The sequence below is a fragment of the Limosilactobacillus sp. DJ3M12 genome (genome assembly GCF_947381695.1).
In the GTDB taxonomy this organism is placed as follows: domain Bacteria; phylum Bacillota; class Bacilli; order Lactobacillales; family Lactobacillaceae; genus Limosilactobacillus; species Limosilactobacillus kinnaridis.
This window is the reverse complement of record NZ_CANCWY010000001.1, coordinates 401,648-419,224: the sequence shown is the minus strand read 5'-3', so window position 1 is coordinate 419,224 and position 17,577 is coordinate 401,648. Positions and strand designations below refer to the sequence as shown.

19 protein-coding genes and 1 tRNA gene are annotated in these 17,577 nt (G+C 36.1%); 5 read left to right on the top strand and 15 right to left on the bottom strand.

The genetic code is table 11. From position 1 onward, the window contains the following. Positions 1 to 334: 334 nt before the first annotated feature. Both QOS06_RS02290 and QOS06_RS02285 read right to left on the bottom strand, forming a co-directional pair. The gene (locus QOS06_RS02290) at positions 335 to 466 is read right to left on the bottom strand and encodes a hypothetical protein (protein WP_263862720.1); all 132 of its coding nucleotides are present in this window, start codon (positions 464 to 466) and stop codon (positions 335 to 337) included. Between the two features lie 267 nt (positions 467 to 733). Then, positions 734 to 1,381, bottom strand: coding sequence for a DsbA family oxidoreductase (locus QOS06_RS02285; protein WP_085680319.1), 648 nt, complete (start codon positions 1,379 to 1,381; stop codon positions 734 to 736). Between the two features lie 319 nt (positions 1,382 to 1,700). On the opposite strand from QOS06_RS02285, the gene QOS06_RS02280 reads away from it, so the two are divergent. Beyond that, positions 1,701 to 2,561 (top strand): alpha/beta hydrolase, encoded by an 861-nt coding sequence (locus QOS06_RS02280; protein WP_098039795.1) that lies wholly within the window; start codon positions 1,701 to 1,703, stop codon positions 2,559 to 2,561. Between the two features lie 118 nt (positions 2,562 to 2,679). Here QOS06_RS02280 and QOS06_RS02275 read toward each other — a convergent pair whose 3' ends face one another. From QOS06_RS02275 to QOS06_RS02265, 3 genes are all read right to left on the bottom strand, one after another. Then, on the bottom strand, positions 2,680 to 2,952 hold the full coding sequence (locus QOS06_RS02275; protein WP_085680321.1) for a helix-turn-helix domain-containing protein: 273 nt from the start codon (positions 2,950 to 2,952) through the stop codon (positions 2,680 to 2,682). Continuing rightward, positions 2,952 to 3,317 carry a type II toxin-antitoxin system RelE/ParE family toxin gene (locus tag QOS06_RS02270; RefSeq protein ID WP_078009784.1) on the bottom strand — a complete coding sequence of 122 codons (366 nt, stop codon included), beginning with the start codon at positions 3,315 to 3,317 and terminating at the stop codon, positions 2,952 to 2,954. Before QOS06_RS02270 ends, QOS06_RS02275 begins: the two co-directional genes overlap by 1 nt. 296 nt (positions 3,318 to 3,613) lie before the next feature. Beyond that, positions 3,614 to 3,685 (bottom strand) — tRNA-Arg (locus tag QOS06_RS02265). A 168-nt stretch (positions 3,686 to 3,853) separates the two neighbouring features. On the opposite strand from QOS06_RS02265, the gene QOS06_RS02260 reads away from it, so the two are divergent. Both QOS06_RS02260 and QOS06_RS02255 read left to right on the top strand, forming a co-directional pair. Continuing rightward, positions 3,854 to 4,216 (top strand): LapA family protein, encoded by a 363-nt coding sequence (locus QOS06_RS02260; RefSeq protein ID WP_004562254.1) that lies wholly within the window; start codon positions 3,854 to 3,856, stop codon positions 4,214 to 4,216. Positions 4,217 to 4,236: 20 nt separating this feature from the next. Then, positions 4,237 to 5,073 (top strand): HAD-IIB family hydrolase, encoded by an 837-nt coding sequence (locus QOS06_RS02255; RefSeq protein WP_085680323.1) that lies wholly within the window; start codon positions 4,237 to 4,239, stop codon positions 5,071 to 5,073. Positions 5,074 to 5,120: 47 nt separating this feature from the next. Here the strand turns inward: QOS06_RS02255 and QOS06_RS02250 are convergent, their stop codons facing one another. The 5 genes from QOS06_RS02250 to QOS06_RS02230 form a co-directional block, all read right to left on the bottom strand. Continuing rightward, on the bottom strand, positions 5,121 to 5,603 hold the full coding sequence (locus QOS06_RS02250; RefSeq protein WP_004562256.1) for a nucleoside 2-deoxyribosyltransferase: 483 nt from the start codon (positions 5,601 to 5,603) through the stop codon (positions 5,121 to 5,123). Positions 5,604 to 5,678: 75 nt separating this feature from the next. Further along, positions 5,679 to 5,834: a hypothetical protein gene (locus QOS06_RS02245; protein WP_004562257.1), complete on the bottom strand. Its 156-nt coding sequence runs from the start codon at positions 5,832 to 5,834 to the stop codon at positions 5,679 to 5,681. Between the two features lies 1 nt (position 5,835). Continuing rightward, entirely contained in the window at positions 5,836 to 6,699 is an 864-nt protein-coding gene (locus QOS06_RS02240; RefSeq protein WP_152743014.1) for an alpha/beta hydrolase, read from the bottom strand. 75 nt (positions 6,700 to 6,774) lie between these two features. Continuing rightward, a complete protein-coding gene (locus QOS06_RS02235) occupies positions 6,775 to 7,413 on the bottom strand; it encodes a DUF421 domain-containing protein (protein ID WP_004562259.1) in 639 nt (212 codons plus the stop codon). Positions 7,414 to 7,422: 9 nt separating this feature from the next. Next, positions 7,423 to 7,866: a DUF3290 family protein gene (locus tag QOS06_RS02230; RefSeq protein ID WP_283595438.1), complete on the bottom strand. Its 444-nt coding sequence runs from the start codon at positions 7,864 to 7,866 to the stop codon at positions 7,423 to 7,425. Positions 7,867 to 7,982: 116 nt separating this feature from the next. On the opposite strand from QOS06_RS02230, the gene QOS06_RS02225 reads away from it, so the two are divergent. Beyond that, on the top strand, positions 7,983 to 8,252 hold the full coding sequence (locus QOS06_RS02225) for a YbaN family protein (protein WP_004562261.1): 270 nt from the start codon (positions 7,983 to 7,985) through the stop codon (positions 8,250 to 8,252). A gap of 40 nt (positions 8,253 to 8,292) precedes the next feature. Here the strand turns inward: QOS06_RS02225 and QOS06_RS02220 are convergent, their stop codons facing one another. The 5 genes from QOS06_RS02220 to QOS06_RS02200 form a co-directional block, all read right to left on the bottom strand. Beyond that, positions 8,293 to 10,617 carry an Aq_aa27 family P-loop NTPase gene (locus tag QOS06_RS02220; RefSeq protein WP_004562262.1) on the bottom strand — a complete coding sequence of 775 codons (2,325 nt, stop codon included), beginning with the start codon at positions 10,615 to 10,617 and terminating at the stop codon, positions 8,293 to 8,295. A 177-nt stretch (positions 10,618 to 10,794) separates the two neighbouring features. After that, a complete protein-coding gene (locus tag QOS06_RS02215) occupies positions 10,795 to 11,649 on the bottom strand; it encodes a DNA/RNA non-specific endonuclease (protein WP_085680329.1) in 855 nt (284 codons plus the stop codon). A gap of 109 nt (positions 11,650 to 11,758) precedes the next feature. After that, positions 11,759 to 13,150 (bottom strand): amino acid permease, encoded by a 1,392-nt coding sequence (locus QOS06_RS02210; RefSeq protein ID WP_004562264.1) that lies wholly within the window; start codon positions 13,148 to 13,150, stop codon positions 11,759 to 11,761. A 286-nt stretch (positions 13,151 to 13,436) separates the two neighbouring features. After that, the gene (locus QOS06_RS02205; RefSeq protein ID WP_085680331.1) at positions 13,437 to 14,342 is read right to left on the bottom strand and encodes an LPXTG cell wall anchor domain-containing protein; all 906 of its coding nucleotides are present in this window, start codon (positions 14,340 to 14,342) and stop codon (positions 13,437 to 13,439) included. A gap of 39 nt (positions 14,343 to 14,381) precedes the next feature. Beyond that, positions 14,382 to 16,157 (bottom strand): 1-deoxy-D-xylulose-5-phosphate synthase, encoded by a 1,776-nt coding sequence (locus tag QOS06_RS02200; RefSeq protein WP_004562266.1) that lies wholly within the window; start codon positions 16,155 to 16,157, stop codon positions 14,382 to 14,384. 167 nt (positions 16,158 to 16,324) lie between these two features. Here QOS06_RS02200 and QOS06_RS02195 point away from each other — a divergent pair, with 167 nt between their 5' ends. Then, a complete protein-coding gene (locus QOS06_RS02195; protein ID WP_004562267.1) occupies positions 16,325 to 17,575 on the top strand; it encodes a DUF2075 domain-containing protein in 1,251 nt (416 codons plus the stop codon). Positions 17,576 to 17,577: the final 2 nt, after the last annotated feature.

Genomic DNA, 17,577 nt, shown 5'->3' with positions numbered 1-17,577 from the left:
CAGTCAATTCAATGTGATTAAGTTGTCGAACCGCCGTATACGGAACCGTACGTACGGTGGTGTGAGAGGTCGATAATTGAACTAATCAATTATCTCCTACTCGATTTAGAAAAAATAGGCAATCTAATAACGTAGGCTAAAAGCGAACATCATTGGATTGCCCAATAATGGCTCTACGTCAAGTAGTGTTGATACGCTATGTGATTTGGCGATTTCATTGTATCAGAGGGCATGCCTCTTTTTTAGTTTAAAAACAAAAAATCTGGTATTGGTATAGAAAGCGATATTTCTATATCAACACCAGATATTGTAGATCCCCAATAATTAGCATAATTTATTCACGTCGTAACATAATATGCCAGACAAAGAAGCCGACTCCAATAATTAACGCCAACCATGCCCATAGTTGCAATGGAAGATAGATAGTACACGTTAACAAGCCTAAAAACCAACTGATTAGCATCATCGATAATCCAGCAATATCGCCACCTAAACCATCAATACCACAAGTAGCGATATAGACGATTCCTGATGCCAGATATAATAGCGAAACAATTAATTCGGCTGTTCCGGCATAAATAGGAATTGCAGGATTAGGATTCCCAAAACTTCCTCAAGTCTTATTCTACCCGGATGATTAGAATTTATAAAGAATTACAGTTTTTCTATTTACAAATAGAGCAGGGGGAACAAAAAAATCAAACCAGAAATTATCTTCTGATTTGCTTGGATCTTATTTAGTTGTATCTTTTACTTTTTTCAAGGCTTCTAAAAATACTTCATAAGGTTGTGCACCAGTGATTGAATACTTATTATTAATCACAAATAGCGGTGCACTTGGCATTCCAATCATAAATGCGCGCCGTTCATTTTTTCGAACTTCATCTTCATACTGATTAGATTCAAGAACTTTTTTAACATCAGCAACAGGTAGTCCGATTTCATTCATTGCAACAGTTAGAGCTTCATAGTCCGCGATTGATTCATTATCATTAAAATAAAGTTGATAAAGACGTTTAACAGCCTTATTAAGTAATGCTTGGTCATTTAAACTCTCAATGTATTTTATTAAGCGATGAGCAGCTAATGTATTAACAGGAATCGCATTTTCCATCTTAATTGGTAAATCAATATCGGCAGCAAGTTGATCAATTTTATGTATTTGTGTAACAGCTTCTTGCTTAGTTAGTTGATGAATTTTTGCATAATATTCTGTCATTGATAAATCAGTTGTTGTTGGCAACGTTGGATCTAGTTGAAATGACATAAATTTTAATGGTGTCTGATCGGCAATCTTTAATTCTTTAAGCGCCCGTTGTAATTGTGTAATTCCCATATAGCAATATGGGCACGCAATATCAGCCCAGTATTGAATTTCCATAGATGATCGCTCCTTATAAATATATATTAATTTAATCTAATCATAAAATAAGCGAAGTTGCTAGTAAATACGTAAAGAGGGAACGATTTATTTTAAAATTAACCTGTCATTAAAATTATAGTTTTAATGCGACAGAATTTAAGATCCCCCCCAGAATATCAATTTTTAGCTTTCTCAAGAGAATTTATTTAATGCTTATTTTTAACTTTAATAAAACTTTTTCTAAACAAAACTAATACTTTTGATTTATGTTTTAAAAGATTTATGTAATACTATTGATGAAGTCTATGTCAAAAGTATTTTAAAAGGAGTTTTTATCATGAAACATACGCTTAAAGTTGATCAAGTACGTGACGGTTTATGGCTAGATTCAGATATTACGTATACGCAAGTTCCTGGATGGCTTGGTAATACAACGCGAGATTTGAAGCTTTCAGTCATTCGGCATTTTCAAACTAATGATGATACACGTTACCCAGTAATTTTTTGGTTTGCTGGTGGCGGCTGGATGGATACTGATCACAATGTTCATCTGCCAAATTTGGTTGATTTTGCTCGGCATGGTTATATTGTTGTTGGTGTCGAATATCGTGATAGCAATAAAGTTCAGTTTCCTGGGCAATTGGAAGATGCTAAGGCTGCTATTCGTTATATAAGAGCTAATGCCAAGCGCTTTCAAGCTGATCCTAATCGGTTTATTGCGATGGGAGAATCAGCTGGTGGTCATATGGCAAGTATGTTAGGTGTTACTAATGGTCTTAACCAATTCGACAAAGGTGCTAATTTGGATTACTCCAGTGATGTTCAAGTAGCGGTTCCTTTTTATGGTGTAGTTGATCCCTTAACCGCTAAAACAGGAAGTGCATCAAACGATTTTGATTTTGTTTACCGTAACTTGCTTGGCGCTGAGCCTGAAAACGCTCCCGAGCTTGATTCTGCTGCAAATCCCCTCACGTATGTAAATTCTACTTCTACGCCCTTTCTTATCTTTCATGGTACGGAGGATGTCGTTGTTCCAATCAAAGATAGTGAAAAGCTTTATGATGCATTAGTTGAAAACAACGTTCCTACTGAATTATACGAAATTGAAGGTGCAAGTCACATGGATGTAAAATTCCTTCAACCACAGGTATTTAAAATTGTGATGGACTTTTTAGATAAGTATTTAACCCGGCCATAGATCATTTCTTGCCTTTACTACTAAAAAGCAAACTAATAACAATCCAACTTTCACATTATTGACAAAATCAAAAAGCACCATGAAATTACTTCACGGTGCAACTATTGTTAATATTTATCTACTTGGCTTCCATCAATGGAGAAATAGACAACTTGATTTGCAAACCTAATCCAGCAGCATATTTATTTAATGTAGGCAGCGTAGGGATTGAATCTAAATTCTCGATTTTAGCCAATTGAGGTTGTGTCATACCGATTTTTTTTGCAAATTCTGTTTGCGAAATGCCCTGTTTAATTCTTTGTACTTCTAAAAAAGACAAGGTATCAACAATCGATAATTCTTCTTTTGTTGCAGCCGTCTGATGCTTATCTATATCTTCCCATTTTCTCATTATTTACCCTTCCTTTCGTACCAATCGTCAAGTAGCGACAAGGCTCTTTCTATCTGACGAGGATCTGTTTCATCCTTTTTCTTAGCATAATGATTTAATAATACAAAATTATTTTTCTTCCATACTCCATAAAATACTCTTTCTGGCATAGGTCGTAACTCCCATAGTTGATGCCTATAACCCTTTAATTTTTTTGCTTGTGGTGTATGTAACACAGGACCAAGAGCTTGTAACATCTTAATTTGATGGCGCATTTTTAAATAAATTGCTTTATCTTGCTTTTGTTTACTTTGCGAAATTTTCTCGAAATAATCACCAATTTCACTATTTCCATTTTTATCTTCGTAAAAAACTACTTCATACATGCACTATTTCCTTTATTATAGCTTATTTATTACTAATTATAGCAAGATTGCTATAGCTTTACTACCATTAAAATATATTCCATAATCAAAAATTTTTCTATTGAAAGCACCCGCACACTCAATTAAATCAAATAAGTTTACGGCAATGATTATTTTTGGTGCACAAAAATTGCCGATGTTCCCCAGCTTTACAAACTTTCACCATTTCATACCATTTTAACTAAACAAAAGCTCCGGTAAAATGCCGTTATATCAGCATTTTATCGGAGCTTCTTTTTTATACAATCTTACAAAAATGCGTCCCCCGAGAGTCGAACTCGGATCATGAGGACCGAAATCTCATGTGCTATCCATTACACTAAGGACGCCTTATATTCCTATTTTAGCGCATTTATTAAAAAAAATAAAGAGAATTTGTCAATTTTATTTAAAAATACAAATACATATGACGCTTATTTATTCCCCCTTCTCCTTTACCAGCATTTCTTAAGTTAATATAATAGATATGTTACATAAAACATGAGGGGGAATTTTCCATGAAAAAGCAATCTACAACCATTGCTTCAATCGTTATTCTGATCATAATCGCTATTTTTGCACTATTAAATACGGCAACTGTAGTAGTCAATCTTTTTGGAGCACAAGTAAAAATGCCACTAGTGCTGCTAATCTTTATCTGTTTACTTATTGGGGCTATTATTATTTACTTGCTATCATTTTCTAATCATCTCAAAACTAATAAGCAATTAAAAGAATTACAATCATCGCGTGTTAGTAAGGACGAATTAAAAAAGTATCAAAAAAAGATTGACCAACTGCAAAAAGAAAATACACAGTTAAGGCAACAACTTAAAAGTAAAACTACTGTAGAAAAGCCACAAGATTCTTCTACAAATTAATATTTCAGAGAGGAAATCAAATGGGAAAATACCGTTTTATTGCGATCGACGTTGATGGCACCTTACTAGATGATAATGATAAATTCGACGTTAACCGTTTAAATAAAGATATTGAACTATTACAACGACAAAACTATCACTTTATTATTGCAAGTGGGAATAGTTACGATGCATTGTCAACGATCTTTCAACCGTGCCCACTTGTAACAGAATTTGTAGCAGAAAATGGCGGACGACTGATAATAAACGGCAAATCTGTATACGGCAAGACTCATTCAATTGCGACGTTGCAACAACTTTATGCTTTTATTAAGCATACGTTCCCTAGCCCTGACATCCTATCTTTATCTGGCGAAACACAAACAATCCTTGCCGAGCAGTATCGCGATGTTCCAGTCCCTTTTTATCCCCACCACACATATTTTTCTGACCTTCAAAAAATCACTGAGCCAATTTATAACTTAAACATTGGTTGGGCCAAACGCAAATTATCCCAAACTATTATCCAAGGATATGTAAATCAATTAAATGAGCAGTTTCCAAACTTAATTCAAGCAACTTATAGTGGAGCTTATGGCATTGATATCCTACCGGCAGGCGTAAATAAAGCCTTGGGATTAAAAAGACTAGTTGAAAATTACTTGAACGGAACTCTAGATCAAGTAGTTGCTTTTGGAGATACTTCAAACGATATTGAGATGTTATCAGAAGTTGGTTATGGATATGCAATGAAAAATGCTACTGATGACCTACTAAAAGTTGCTGATAAAGTTACAAGATACGATAACAATCATGCTGGGCTATTGTCAGAGATTGAACATCAATTTATTAACCGTTATAGATATTATGTAAACTAAAATTTTGTAAAAAAGATGCGCGAGTTGAAATCGCACATCTTTTTTTCTTAATATACTCCACCATCGTAGAAATTGTAAGATGGTTTATTAAAATCGTAATTAGGAAGTTCTGACATTTTAATGAAATTATCTGCAATTCCCCAACTCATTAAATTAATTGGTTTACCAAAGTCCTCATCAGGAATCACTACCATAATATATTTACCTAGTGCGCGTGCCATTCCTAATTCAACACCCATTCCTACATCTTCTTCTTCAGGAATGTAGACTGCTAAAAGCATATCAGAAGTTGAAACACCTACTCGATCACCATTGTAAGTTGCTGTACTCCATTCGCGATCTTGCAAAAGCTCTGGATGTTCATCAACCCGTAATCCTTTATATTGGTGTTGTAATGGCACATAAGAATTCTCTACATCTACTGTAGGGTTAGCCTTAATTGCATTCATTGCATCCTCATAAGCTTTATTTTGCTTGTCAGTAAACCACCCGGCACAGAAATATACTGTCTTACTTTTTTGATTTGTCATTAAGTGAACTCCCCTTTAATTTTTGTACATTTAAGATTCTATCATGGAATAATAAACTTAACCAATTAGGATTTTTTAATCTTTCCTGAGAGCTGTGTTAATTAATTGCTTGGCTGCCTTTGAAACTGAAATACCTTTTTTATCTGCATACTCTTTTAATTGTTGGTATATAGCTAAGTCATCCGGCCCACGCCATATAATTCCTGTTACTTGACCATGTTCTTTATTCATTTTAATTCCTTCCCCATAAAATGTTAGCGATATTGTTTAAAATTTTTGTGCGGTGATGTAATTGAAAATGAGTAGTTTTTGGATATACTTTTTGATGATACCTAATCGATGGATGAGCTTTAACTAATGATTTTAACATTTCCGATTGGATATGAGGAACAGCTCCATCAGTTGTTTTACTGCCTTCTTCACTACCCATTAAATTATAAATTTCAACTGGATAATTTAATTGCCAATTTTTCATCTCTAAAAATAATTGGTGAAAATTCTTGTCTGTCGATTTATTAACTAAATGATAGCGATATTTTAACTGATCGCTAAGACTTTCTTCAACTGGTACCCCTAAAAAGACTACTTTATTTAACCGCATATGATCTTGAAGATATTTTGAACCCATATAAGCATGAATGAATTCTGTGCCTCCATATGAGTGGGCAACAACATTAATTTTCTGCATATGATAGTGTTTCTGCAAATAGTTCAAAACAGTCGTCAGTTGCTTGATTTGTGGATGGTAAGTACCATTATAGTTCCAAGTAAATAAAACTTGAATTAAAGCATTCTTTTGCCCATGAAAGTTTCCCTCTGTCCAGATACGTCCGTTAGGAGCAACCCAAATCGTTAGAACTTTTTGTGCAATGTTTTTCTGTTGATAGTACTTAATCATTTTATTATAAGTAATCGTACTTCCACCCCAACCGGGAATAAGTAACGTAGGCACAGAAGAATAATCCACTTTATCTTGGTAATTTTGCGGTGATAAAGATTGTCCAGGCGTACCTCGTAATAAGAAACCTTGAATACCAAATGCAAGAAGAACTAGACTACCAATACTAATCCCGGCAATTTTTAACGACTTTTTCATCAAATCATCTTCTTATCATTTCATTTTGTAGTTCCCTCTTATTATACGCTTGAAAATTATAAAGGGGATGGCCTTTTAAGCTTTTGGATATGGAATTAAAGTTAATTTACCATTAATATATTCGCCAAGATAGATGTCATCAACACTGCCATATCCTGCTTTATGGATTTGTTCAAATATCCACTGTTCATCATGATGAATCAATTCCATCACGTCAATATTGATCTGTCCATCATTAATTAACGGGAAGCGAACATTTGCTTCATCATTTTCGATGATTACAAGTTGACCATTTTGTTCTAAAATTCCACTCTTGACCTTAGCAACTTCATAAATTCCGTGACCACGAAGACGGAACATAAGGTCATTAGCACTGATTCCTGCACGCATACAATTCTCTACTAATAATTTTCCGTTCTGAATTAATATTTGCGGGCGCCCATCGATAATTCTTCTTACCCAAATATTATGATCTTTAGCAAATTTCACAATAAATACAATTAATGTCCAAATCAAAAGGACCATTATAAACTCAAGAACAGAAATATCACTATTGTAGATAATTCCGCCAATAATACCACCTAAAACATAATTTTGAACTTGATCAATGGCGGATGTTGGCGCAAGATTCCCTTTCCCCAATAAATTAATCTGCAGAATCAAACATAGCATACCAAGGACAAACTTTATAATGATTAACGAATAAGTATCCATTCTTCTCTCCTACTTCATTAAATTAACCTGATGATTAACAACATGTGCTCGTGTAAGGGTATAATTATCTCCCGTTTGACTTAAATTGACACGGTAATCCCGATCCTCAATTCGAACAAGAATTCCATCCGTTAAAGTTGTGGAATTAACAACTACTTTTTGTGGAGAAACATTATGATCCCGAGCAACTGCCTTAATAGAGGGAATCATCCGAGTTGTTTGGGATTGCTGTGTGGTACTTTTTTCCATATCGGTAACTTGAAAACCAATAAAAAGTAACAATAGCAAAAAGAAAATTATTCCTAAATCACGATAACGGGTAATAAGGCGATGCCGTAAATATAAAAATGCCATTACTGCAATCAGAAGGATAAAGATGATAATAGCAATATAATTGAATAGTTGATTCATATGTTGGTGGTTTGATAAATAGCTAATTGTATAAAATGTCAATTTATTTCTCTCCGTAACTTAAATGTAATAAAAGCTTAAGCAGCTCCCCACCCTTTTTTCATACGCTCATGATAGAATAATAATAACGATAGTATGAAAGAAAGGAGGAACTTTTAATGATCTTAAAATTAGTATTAAAACTTGGATGGATCTTGTTAGGGAGCATTTCATTCGTTGGTGGGATAATTGGGATGCTCCTCCCTGTAATTCCGCAGGTTCCATTCTTCCTCCTCACAATATGGTGTATCACTAAAATTTCACCACGTTTTCATAACTGGCTCCTTCGTAATCCACTCTACATAAAATATGCAAAACCCTTGGTAAATCGGCTTGAAAATCTGAAACATTATCCGAAACAAAAGGCACAAAAAATTAATAGTAAATAAAAAGGTCTTGAATGCTATTTGCGTCCCAGACCTTTTTATATTAGCCAAATAATCGTGCCCAGAATCCCTTCTTTTGTTCTTTAACAGGCGATTCCGTAACTTTTTCAGCTGTATTCGTAGTTAACGTTTCTTCATTATTTGCTTCGTTTTCCGCAGTATCTTCAGCATATGGGTTGCGTTCACCAATCCATTTAAAGAATTCATCAGCTTTAATTTCCACAAATTTGCCACGCTTGCCATTGATACCATCCACACAGAGTTCAATTGGCAGTGCATTCCGGTACTTTTCAATACTATCGGCAGTAAAACCATTGAAAGTATTAAGCTTCGAGATATCAAATAACAAGCTATGATCTTGTTGCCGGTATTTAAAGTCTTCTTCCTGTGTTAGGTAAAGTTTAGCCCACCGGTTACGCGAACTTTCCTTAAAGTCATCACAGATTTCATCCGCAAAGTAAGGAGGTACTTCCATATCCGCCATTTGATAGTAATCGCGGAAAATCTTACGGGTATTTGCTAAGAAGTCAAGTTTACCAGTCTTTTCATCGAATGCGCGCCATGGCGTTTCATCGTCCTCCAGTAAGCTTGCCATCCGCATTACAAAGTCCTTAAACAGCGTATTATTTAAGGTTTGTCGTACATTATAGATATATTTATTGGCTTCACCTTTTTGCTGGTCATCGATAACCTTATCAATTTGGAGATAATAAGTTCGCCGTGCAGTTTCACGTAGCATCGTAAAACCAGAATCATAGTTAGTTGTTCCGATTAATGGCGCAATTGCATGTGGATTGTTGACCAATTCATTCATCGTATCAACAACTAAGTGCCGACTATATTGATCCTGTTGGAAGAAGTATGGTTCAATCTCATCCATTAAAACGGGGTATGAACTTCCAAGCTTCATGTAGTGCTCGATTGCATCAACAGTTTTTGCTTTTTTCTGCGGTGTATCTGTAGGATAGATAGTTCCAAAATCAATTAATGACCGATCAGTATTCCATGTCAATTGATTAATAATCCGTAATAAAGTTGACTTTCCAGAACCAGCAGTTGCTCCTAGAATCAAGAAGTTAGGAATATCATTACCATCTTCAGGATTCAAACTAGCTTTCGCACGAATTTCCCATAAAAATGGTGCCGTAAAACTATATAAAATAGCTTCATAGAATCGCTTACCATAATCATCATTGTAGTCAACAACGTATTGCTGATACCCTTTTAATACTGCATCAATACTCTTTAAGCCATCACGAATTTGACTAATAGTCGCAATCTTTCCAAATTGAATTGGGTGCGTGCCTGTATCATTCGGTACGTACAGGCCACTATTATTATTAACCAGATTTCTTTCCATCGGACGATCATATAAGAACGTTGTATACTTCTTCTCTGCTGACCGTTGTTGTGGTGTCATACCGCTAATCAATGCATCCTGAACTTGTTTAAAAATCTTTTCGCGCGATTTCAATTTTGGCTTAGCTGCTCGTGGCGATACAGCTGTTTTTTGCAAAGTGTAAATTGTATCGTGTTGTTGAATTCGTCGTTCTGCTTCTTCTTTATCTTGAGAGCGGTTAGTCGTAATATCTCGCATCGACTTAGTAATCATTGCGGGAATTTTATTTTCATCAATTTGTTTTTGAACGTCATGACTAATCAAGTCGGTCATATCTGCCGCTGCGATTTGATCGGTAACTTCATTATCAAGAATTACAACCGCATTCTTAGTTCCTTTAGTATCTTTCAAGCTCTCATCAATTTGATTTTGTGCTGCATTTAAAAGATTTTCAGTAAAAAATGGTCGTAATACTGGCTTGATGTCATTCTTATAGTGGTTATCAAGATTTTGAAATAGCCGAATGTCATCATCAAAGACTAATATTTCTTCATATTGGTTACGCTCTTTATCAAATGAAGCACTGTCCAAGTTAAGACTTCCCAAAATTACACGAGTATCATGGGTCTCGGAATTACTTAGGAGGTAAAAACGTGAATGGATAGCCTGGGTTGGTGCAATTGCAACTTGAAAAAGATTGTTCAACACATTTGCTTGATTGTCACTAGTTAATGCTTCAAAGACTTTAGCAGGCTTTTTATTAGCAGCAGATAGCAATGCATTGGTTAAAGCTACCTTAGTGATCACTTCATCACCAGTTTTAGCTTCATAATTTTCAGGGCTGCTCAGTGCAACTTCGACTTTAATGAATCGACTTAGATACTGATTAATAAAGTCGGCAGTCACGTTACCAGTAACTGCTGTTAAACGATTGAACTTATTAGCATCAAAAAGCTGGCTAATCTTTAATGGTGGAGTATCCTGACCATTAAAAACAATATGAATCTTTTTTAGATCTAAATCTGTCATTGGCGTAGTCCTTTTCTAAACAATATTAACTCTTTTTATTTTCGTTTATTTAAACCAATTTTGCAAGTGACCATCGAAATATTTTGTTTCTACGCTAGTTTTATATGCAGATGATAAAGAACCCCCAATACTTTAATCAAATGAAGTATTGAGGGATTATTCTAATTACATAGTTTTTTAATTCGTGTTCACTTGCGTTACTGCCCCTGTTGCATAATTTATACTAATATTGTTTTGCACATTGGGGACGAATACATTGTATTGCAAACTGCCATCCTTTGACTTGGCCTCAATATGGGCACCCGAAGGCACTAAATTATTACCATCATATACGTCAGTTACCCGATAACGAACTTGTTTATTTTGATCCAGAGCTTTTCGCACTAAGCCTTCATAGTAGTTCTGCCCGGTTGATGTACTGCTTCGAGCTTCGTTGGCCCAAGCAGTTTGAGTTGCAATATTAGCGGGATTTGACTCTGAAGCATCAAAACCACGGATACCACCTACTAATGCATATCCTAGTAAGTGTCCGCGATCATAAGCATGTGAGATACCACCTTTTAAGTTATGGGCTTGTAAAAATCCAGCTGGCTTCCAATTAGTGGCTCCATTCCCAGTTTCATTCCGATTACGGTATTGGCGTGTTGTACGATTGAGCCAGGCGTCTCCCTGCCATGCTCGTCCACGCGAATCACGTCGATTAACAGCGTATGGCGCATTATTAATATTTGCGTTTAGTGCCGTCTGATTGTTATTTAAAATAAACGCTCCGTAACCATTCCATTTTATGTCAGATGTTCCTAACTGCTGACGAACGCCATTAGAAAGAACACCCGTAGCCTGCTCTTGGGTTGGCGGCGTAAAAGAAGATGATCGATTATTATTGCTGGAATGGCGCCAAGATGCTACCCGTTGGATTCCCTGTGGTAAGGTACTTCCCTTGTCAGATGGCTGGGAAAAACTACCAATGCCGAGAACCGCTACTAAAGCTAAAAGTAAATACTGAGTCTTTTTATTGAATCGAAATCGCATGTTTCTAAAATACCTTTCCTCTTAAACGTATGTTCGTAAAAGTATTTTATCATTTTAATTGATAAAAGAAAATACTCCCAAAACAATCTGTTTCGAGAGTACTTATTCTTTATGCTAATTTATCTTGGCGCTGAGTTCTTAACTTGTAGATAATGCTCATAATAACTAAGAAGACTGCCCCAACACTGACTGAAATCCGTGTATCTGGGTTAAAGAACATAAATAGTAAGATAACACTTAGCGCAATCAAGCTAAAGTAGTTATATGCTGGATAAAATGGCATCTTGAATGGGTGATCCTTTAATTCAGCCGGATTATTACGCCGGAAGTTTAATTCTGAAATCAAAATAATAAACCATGGTACCATTCCGGGAAGGACACTTGAACTATATACAATCACGAAGATATTAGCAGAGGCTGCATTAAACATTGATAGAAGCATGTTAACAATAAAGCCAAGGAAAATCCAGAATGAAATTGTTAAGATCGCAACATTTGGTACAACCCGCTTTGACAATTTACTAAAGACCTTAGGAACCTCACCACCAACTGAAAGCTTGAAAAGCATCCGACTAGCACTATAGATTCCTGAGTTGGCACCGGACAATGCAGCAGTCAAAACAACAAAGTTAATGATTCCAGCTGCTCCAGTAATACCAACTTTAGTAAATGTCTCAACGAATGGTGATCCAACTGCTTTTAATTCGTCCCATGGATAAATGGAAACAATAACGAAAATTGCCCCAATATAGAAAATTAAAATCCGCCAAATAACAGATTTAACTGACTTAACAATTGCATGGCGTGGTGAAGCGGCTTCACCAGCAGTAATACCAAGTAATTCAATTCCTTGATAGGATCCAGCAATCACAGATAGTGAGAACATGAATCCCATGAATCCACCAGTAAAGAATCCACCATGTGACCATAAATTGGAAATTCCAACCGGATGCCAATTGTTACCCAACCCAAGGACAATTACTAACAATCCAAGAATGATCATAACAATAATTGTAACAACTTTAATCATCGCAAACCAGAATTCCAACCGGCCATATGCCTTAGCAGATGCAAGGTTCGCAAGAGTTAAGATAATGATCATTACTAACCCAGAAATCCAGTCTGGCAAGTTAGGCCACCAATAATTAAGGTATTGACTCATGGCGATAATATCCGAGATACCAACAATGATAAACTGAAAGACGTTACTCCACTTTGTCAGGTATCCAGCTAAGGGATGAATATATTTAGACCCATAGTCCGCAAAGGAACCAGTTCCTGGACTGATATAGATCATTTCCCCTAACGCACGCATAACACCATACAGGACTAAACCTACAAAGGCATATGCTAATAGGACAGAAGGACCAGTCCATTTAATAGTTGATGTGGCTCCCATGAAAAGACCACTACCAATTGTCCCACCAATTGCAATCATTTCCATTTGTCCGGGAGTCATTGTCCGATTTAATTTAACTTCATTTTTCTGATTATCCATCATTCTAACCTCACTTTAAATAAAAAAGCTACCCAAAATGTCCCTAGCCAACCCTTGTCAATTTTTGATAAGTGGTTGAGACATCTTGAATAGCTATTGCTAACAGATTTAAGAGATATTAAAACTACTCAACCACGGTAATTGTTGTTGTGGTTGAGGTGGAGGTTAGGTGATGAATAATCGATTTATTGTAAATTTGCATTTTAGTTTCCTCCATTTCGTTTTTCAATAACATTAGAATACTATTAGAAAATTAAAAATGCAAGTCCTTTTATCAAGTTTTTTTGTTTTATTTCTTTTTGTGCGCTCTATTTAGCGAAAAAAGACTCATCCCCGCGACCGTTACCGTCATTCCCAAGCCAAGAAAAGTCGTTAAATTATCAGTCTCATTTCCTGTCTGTGGAAGTATTTGCTGGTCAGAATTATCGTTTTTACGTGAATCCCGATGTGAACGATTTAGTCGATTATTAATACCTGCTATCCGTTGGTGCACATTTTGCTGCTTTCTTGTATTATTTACCTCCTCATAATTTTCCGTGACCTGATTATCATCCCCCAGATCTTCTTTCATGGGGTAATTGTCCTGTGAATCTTGCTTTTCCTCTTTTTTATTCTCCTTTGCTTGCCCCTCCTTTTGCTTTTCTGCTAACGTATTCTCTTTGCTGTCTTTTTTTGGTCCTTCATCTTTATTGAGGGGCTGATAATAAACATTTACTGCGCTTTTTAATTGTGATAAATCCTCTATTTCTGTAACAGTTGGAATCTTATTCATTGATGGTCTAAAACCGGCTTGGTCAGGGACATTAACTTCTTCAAAAGGTTCAATAATCCAAATTGCATTTTTGGTTGGATCATTCGGTACTTCACGGTGAGCATAAGACACTTGTTCCACTTTTTTAACTTCATTTAAGAGATGAAAATAAATTACACGTTTGATTTGGACACATTCCTTCTGGTTATTTGCGTTAGATACGGGCTGCGTAATTAGCTCTTGAGTTGTAGCTAAAACTGGTGGAGTATTTAACGACAGCGAAAGGATCGTTGACGCTGTCGTTAAGCCTACTAAGCAAGTGTTTCGCAATACACGAAGGTGGTTTAAATGGTTCATATTATCTCGCTCCTCTTTTATATACTCTTTAATATATATACGTAAAGAGAAGCAATTCGCATTTTTTAAATCGAAAAAAGCTATCACCTACAAGTAATCCTTACCTGCGATGACAGCTCTGTTAACTTATAGTGAATGGATAACCTGCTCAATATCATCCACAATTTGTTTAGGGGTTAAGTGGTACCATTCATATAGTACTTCGGTAGGAACATTATCCGCAAATTCCCGTGGTGCTCCAAAGTTCAAAACTTTCATTCCCTTTGGTCCATAGTAACGAGCAATTGTTTCCCCGAAGCCCCCACTAAGGACCCCATCCTCTAGCGTAACAACTACATCATGATTTTCTGCTAGGTGGTGAAGGACATCTGAATCGATTCCAGTTACAGACTTTGGATTGATCAATGTAGCATCAATGTTAAGCTTGTCTTGAAGTTCCTTCCTTACCCTTTCACCAAGTTCCCAGAAGTCACCAACAGCCATAATTGCAACCTCACTTCCGCGATGAGCAATATCGTACTTGATCGTACTGTAGTCATCTTGTGTTGGCGTCCCGTGAAGAAGAGGCTTTTCTGGTTGACGAATTACTACTGGTTCATCAGTTTGATTGATTGCCCACCGTAACATCGAAATCATTTCTTCGACGTTTGTTGGTGCTAAATATTCAATGTTTGGCAAATCACTAATCATTGAAATATCAAATGTTCCTTGATGAGTAGCAGAGCTTTCTGAAATTGACCCGCCTCGCACAATCATTACAACCGGAGCATCATTTAATGCCATATCATGAATTAATTGATCATATGCTCGTTGCAGGAAAGTACTATTTTGAAATACGACAGGGCGTGCACCTGCTTGCGCCATTGCAACAGCAGTCGTAATTGAATCCTGTTCAGCAATCCCAACATCATAATAACGGTCCGGGTGCTTAGCCTTAAACTTGCCAAGATCAAACACACCAGGAATTCCAGCATTAATAGCAACAACTGGCTTATCCGCTGCAATTTGCTTATCCAATTCAGCAAGGACAGTATCGCTATATGATTCTCCACTTACTTTAACCTTATCTTCACCAGTCTTTAAGTCAAATGGAGTGCGCCAATGATACTTCATCTTTTCTTCAACAGCAGGCTCATACCCCTTCCCTTTTAAGGTGTTAACATGAAGGACGATTGGATGATCAATATCCTTGATTTCCTTAAAGGTGTCGATCATCGTCTGCAAATCATTGCCATCTGCAACGTACTTGTAATCGAGCCCCATAAACTTAAAAATATTATTGGGAGATTCACCATTGGTATCCCGTAGTTCTTTTAGTCCCTTGTATAGACCACCTTGATTTTCGTCAATTGACATTTGATTATCATTAACGAGAATAATCAAGTTAGAATTAAGCTTAGCAGCATTGTTTAATCCTTCAAAAGCTAATCCGCCACTTAAGGATCCATCCCCAATTACTGCCATAACGTTATTATGTGATTGCGGCTTCATTAAATCACGCGCTTGAGCCATCCCCACTGCAAGTGAGATTGATGTTGAAGTATGGCCGATTTCAAAAAAGTCATGAGCGCTTTCTTCTGGTGACGTAAATCCGGTAATATCTTCATAATGATCCGGATCAAGAAAACCTAACTTTCGACCTGTCAGCATTTTATGAGCATAGCTCTGGTGTGAAACATCCCAAATAACTTTATCATGGGGCGAATCAAAGACATAGTGAAAAGCAATTGTTAGCTCCATTACGCCAAGATTAGGGCCCACGTGTCCACCAATTTTTGCGTCACGTTCAAGAACAAGTTGACGCATTTCTGTTGCTAATTGTTTTAATTCGTCAAGTGACATGTCCTTAATATCGCTTGGTTCATTAACTTCATTTAAGAGGTAATCAGGATGCAGATTCATCTATTCCACTCCTTCTTGATTTTACATTTAATAATTAGTAATACTTAATGCTCTTATTATTCTAACACTTTCTAAAGCATTGAGTAAATTACTCTCAAGTTCAAATTGACGAAATTCATGCATTTCGATACCATTAAATAGAGTAATTCGTTAAAAGGGAAATAATTATGAAAAATATAGACAACGCTGCAACTAACAAAATTTCACCATTTAAAAAATTAACGACAGAGCAAGAACAACTCGTCAATGATATTATTTCATTTACTAAACACCATCTAACACAAAATCATCCTGCAATATATACAGTCTACGGAGATGCTGGGACTGGAAAAAGCGTAATCTTATCACAATTATTCGTTCACATTCAAAAAGAAGCGCGGACACAACAAAATTCCGTTCTTTATCATACTAATAATTATTTTCTTGTTAACCATCCAGAAATTCTGAAAGTCTATAAAGAGATTGCTGGGCCGATAAAAGAGTTATATAAAAAGGACTTCGCTCGGCCAACTTCATTAATTAATCAATTGGATAAGCAAAACCAAACCATTGATGTTGCTGTTATTGATGAAGCTCATCTTTTATTATCCAAACCCGATCATTATAATAATTTTTACCATGATAATCAGCTTGTCGAGATTATTAAACGTGCTAAAGTTGTTATAATTGTCTTTGATCAATACCAAGTCTTACGGATGAAAAGTCTCTGGACCCCTGAACGACTTCAGGCAATTACAAACCAATATCCCCATAAAGATTACCATTTGACCCACATGTTTCGCATGAATGCGAGCGATGAATTAGTTAAGTGGTTTAATGAATTTACTAACTATAAATTAACCGCTTTACCAGCATCCGCCCGTGATCATTATGATTTTCGCATTTACAGTGATGCTGAGGAAATGAGGAAAGCAATTGTTCAGCGTAATAAAGAAGTAGGACTTTCCCGCATTCTTTCAACATCTGGATATCCATCAACACTCGATGGTGGTAAACATTACATTGAGGAAGGCAGATTTAAAATGCCCTGGGATCAATATAACTATACAGTCACCCCCTGGGCAGAATTGCCTCAAACCATTGGTGAAGTTGGCTCAATCTACACCTGCCAAGGGTTTGACTTAAATTACACCGGCATTATTATCGGTCCGCCAATTAGCCAAACACCTCAAACAAACCAACTTCAAGTAAATTTAGATCGTTATACAGATGTTGAAGCATTCAAAAAACGTGACGACCTAACTGATCCAGCTGAAATTAAGAGTTTAGAAAAAAGAATGATTATGAATTCTTTGAACGTTTTATTTAAACGTGGTGTATATGGAACTTATCTTTACGCTCATGATCCGCTTTTACGACATTCTCTTACCTCCCTTTTTGAGAAGGCTGGGTTTACGCTACCAAAGGAGGAACAATAATC

Excerpts from the sequence above, each read along its gene's own strand:
- QOS06_RS02290 (WP_263862720.1), bottom strand. The coding sequence starts at position 466 with ATGATGCTAATCAGTTGGTTTTTAGGCTTGTTAACGTGTACTATCTAT.
- QOS06_RS02285 (WP_085680319.1), bottom strand. The coding sequence starts at position 1,381 with ATGGAAATTCAATACTGGGCTGATATTGCGTGCCCATATTGCTATATG.
- QOS06_RS02280 (WP_098039795.1), top strand. The coding sequence starts at position 1,701 with ATGAAACATACGCTTAAAGTTGATCAAGTACGTGACGGTTTATGGCTA.
- QOS06_RS02275 (WP_085680321.1), bottom strand. The coding sequence starts at position 2,952 with ATGAGAAAATGGGAAGATATAGATAAGCATCAGACGGCTGCAACAAAA.
- QOS06_RS02270 (WP_078009784.1), bottom strand. The coding sequence starts at position 3,317 with ATGTATGAAGTAGTTTTTTACGAAGATAAAAATGGAAATAGTGAAATT.
- QOS06_RS02260 (WP_004562254.1), top strand. The coding sequence starts at position 3,854 with ATGAAAAAGCAATCTACAACCATTGCTTCAATCGTTATTCTGATCATA.
- QOS06_RS02255 (WP_085680323.1), top strand. The coding sequence starts at position 4,237 with ATGGGAAAATACCGTTTTATTGCGATCGACGTTGATGGCACCTTACTA.
- QOS06_RS02250 (WP_004562256.1), bottom strand. The coding sequence starts at position 5,603 with ATGACAAATCAAAAAAGTAAGACAGTATATTTCTGTGCCGGGTGGTTT.
- QOS06_RS02245 (WP_004562257.1), bottom strand. The coding sequence starts at position 5,834 with ATGAATAAAGAACATGGTCAAGTAACAGGAATTATATGGCGTGGGCCG.
- QOS06_RS02240 (WP_152743014.1), bottom strand. The coding sequence starts at position 6,699 with ATGAAAAAGTCGTTAAAAATTGCCGGGATTAGTATTGGTAGTCTAGTT.
- QOS06_RS02235 (WP_004562259.1), bottom strand. The coding sequence starts at position 7,413 with ATGGATACTTATTCGTTAATCATTATAAAGTTTGTCCTTGGTATGCTA.
- QOS06_RS02225 (WP_004562261.1), top strand. The coding sequence starts at position 7,983 with ATGATCTTAAAATTAGTATTAAAACTTGGATGGATCTTGTTAGGGAGC.
- QOS06_RS02220 (WP_004562262.1), bottom strand. The coding sequence starts at position 10,617 with ATGACAGATTTAGATCTAAAAAAGATTCATATTGTTTTTAATGGTCAG.
- QOS06_RS02215 (WP_085680329.1), bottom strand. The coding sequence starts at position 11,649 with ATGCGATTTCGATTCAATAAAAAGACTCAGTATTTACTTTTAGCTTTA.
- QOS06_RS02210 (WP_004562264.1), bottom strand. The coding sequence starts at position 13,150 with ATGATGGATAATCAGAAAAATGAAGTTAAATTAAATCGGACAATGACT.
- QOS06_RS02200 (WP_004562266.1), bottom strand. The coding sequence starts at position 16,157 with ATGAATCTGCATCCTGATTACCTCTTAAATGAAGTTAATGAACCAAGC.
- QOS06_RS02195 (WP_004562267.1), top strand. The coding sequence starts at position 16,325 with ATGAAAAATATAGACAACGCTGCAACTAACAAAATTTCACCATTTAAA.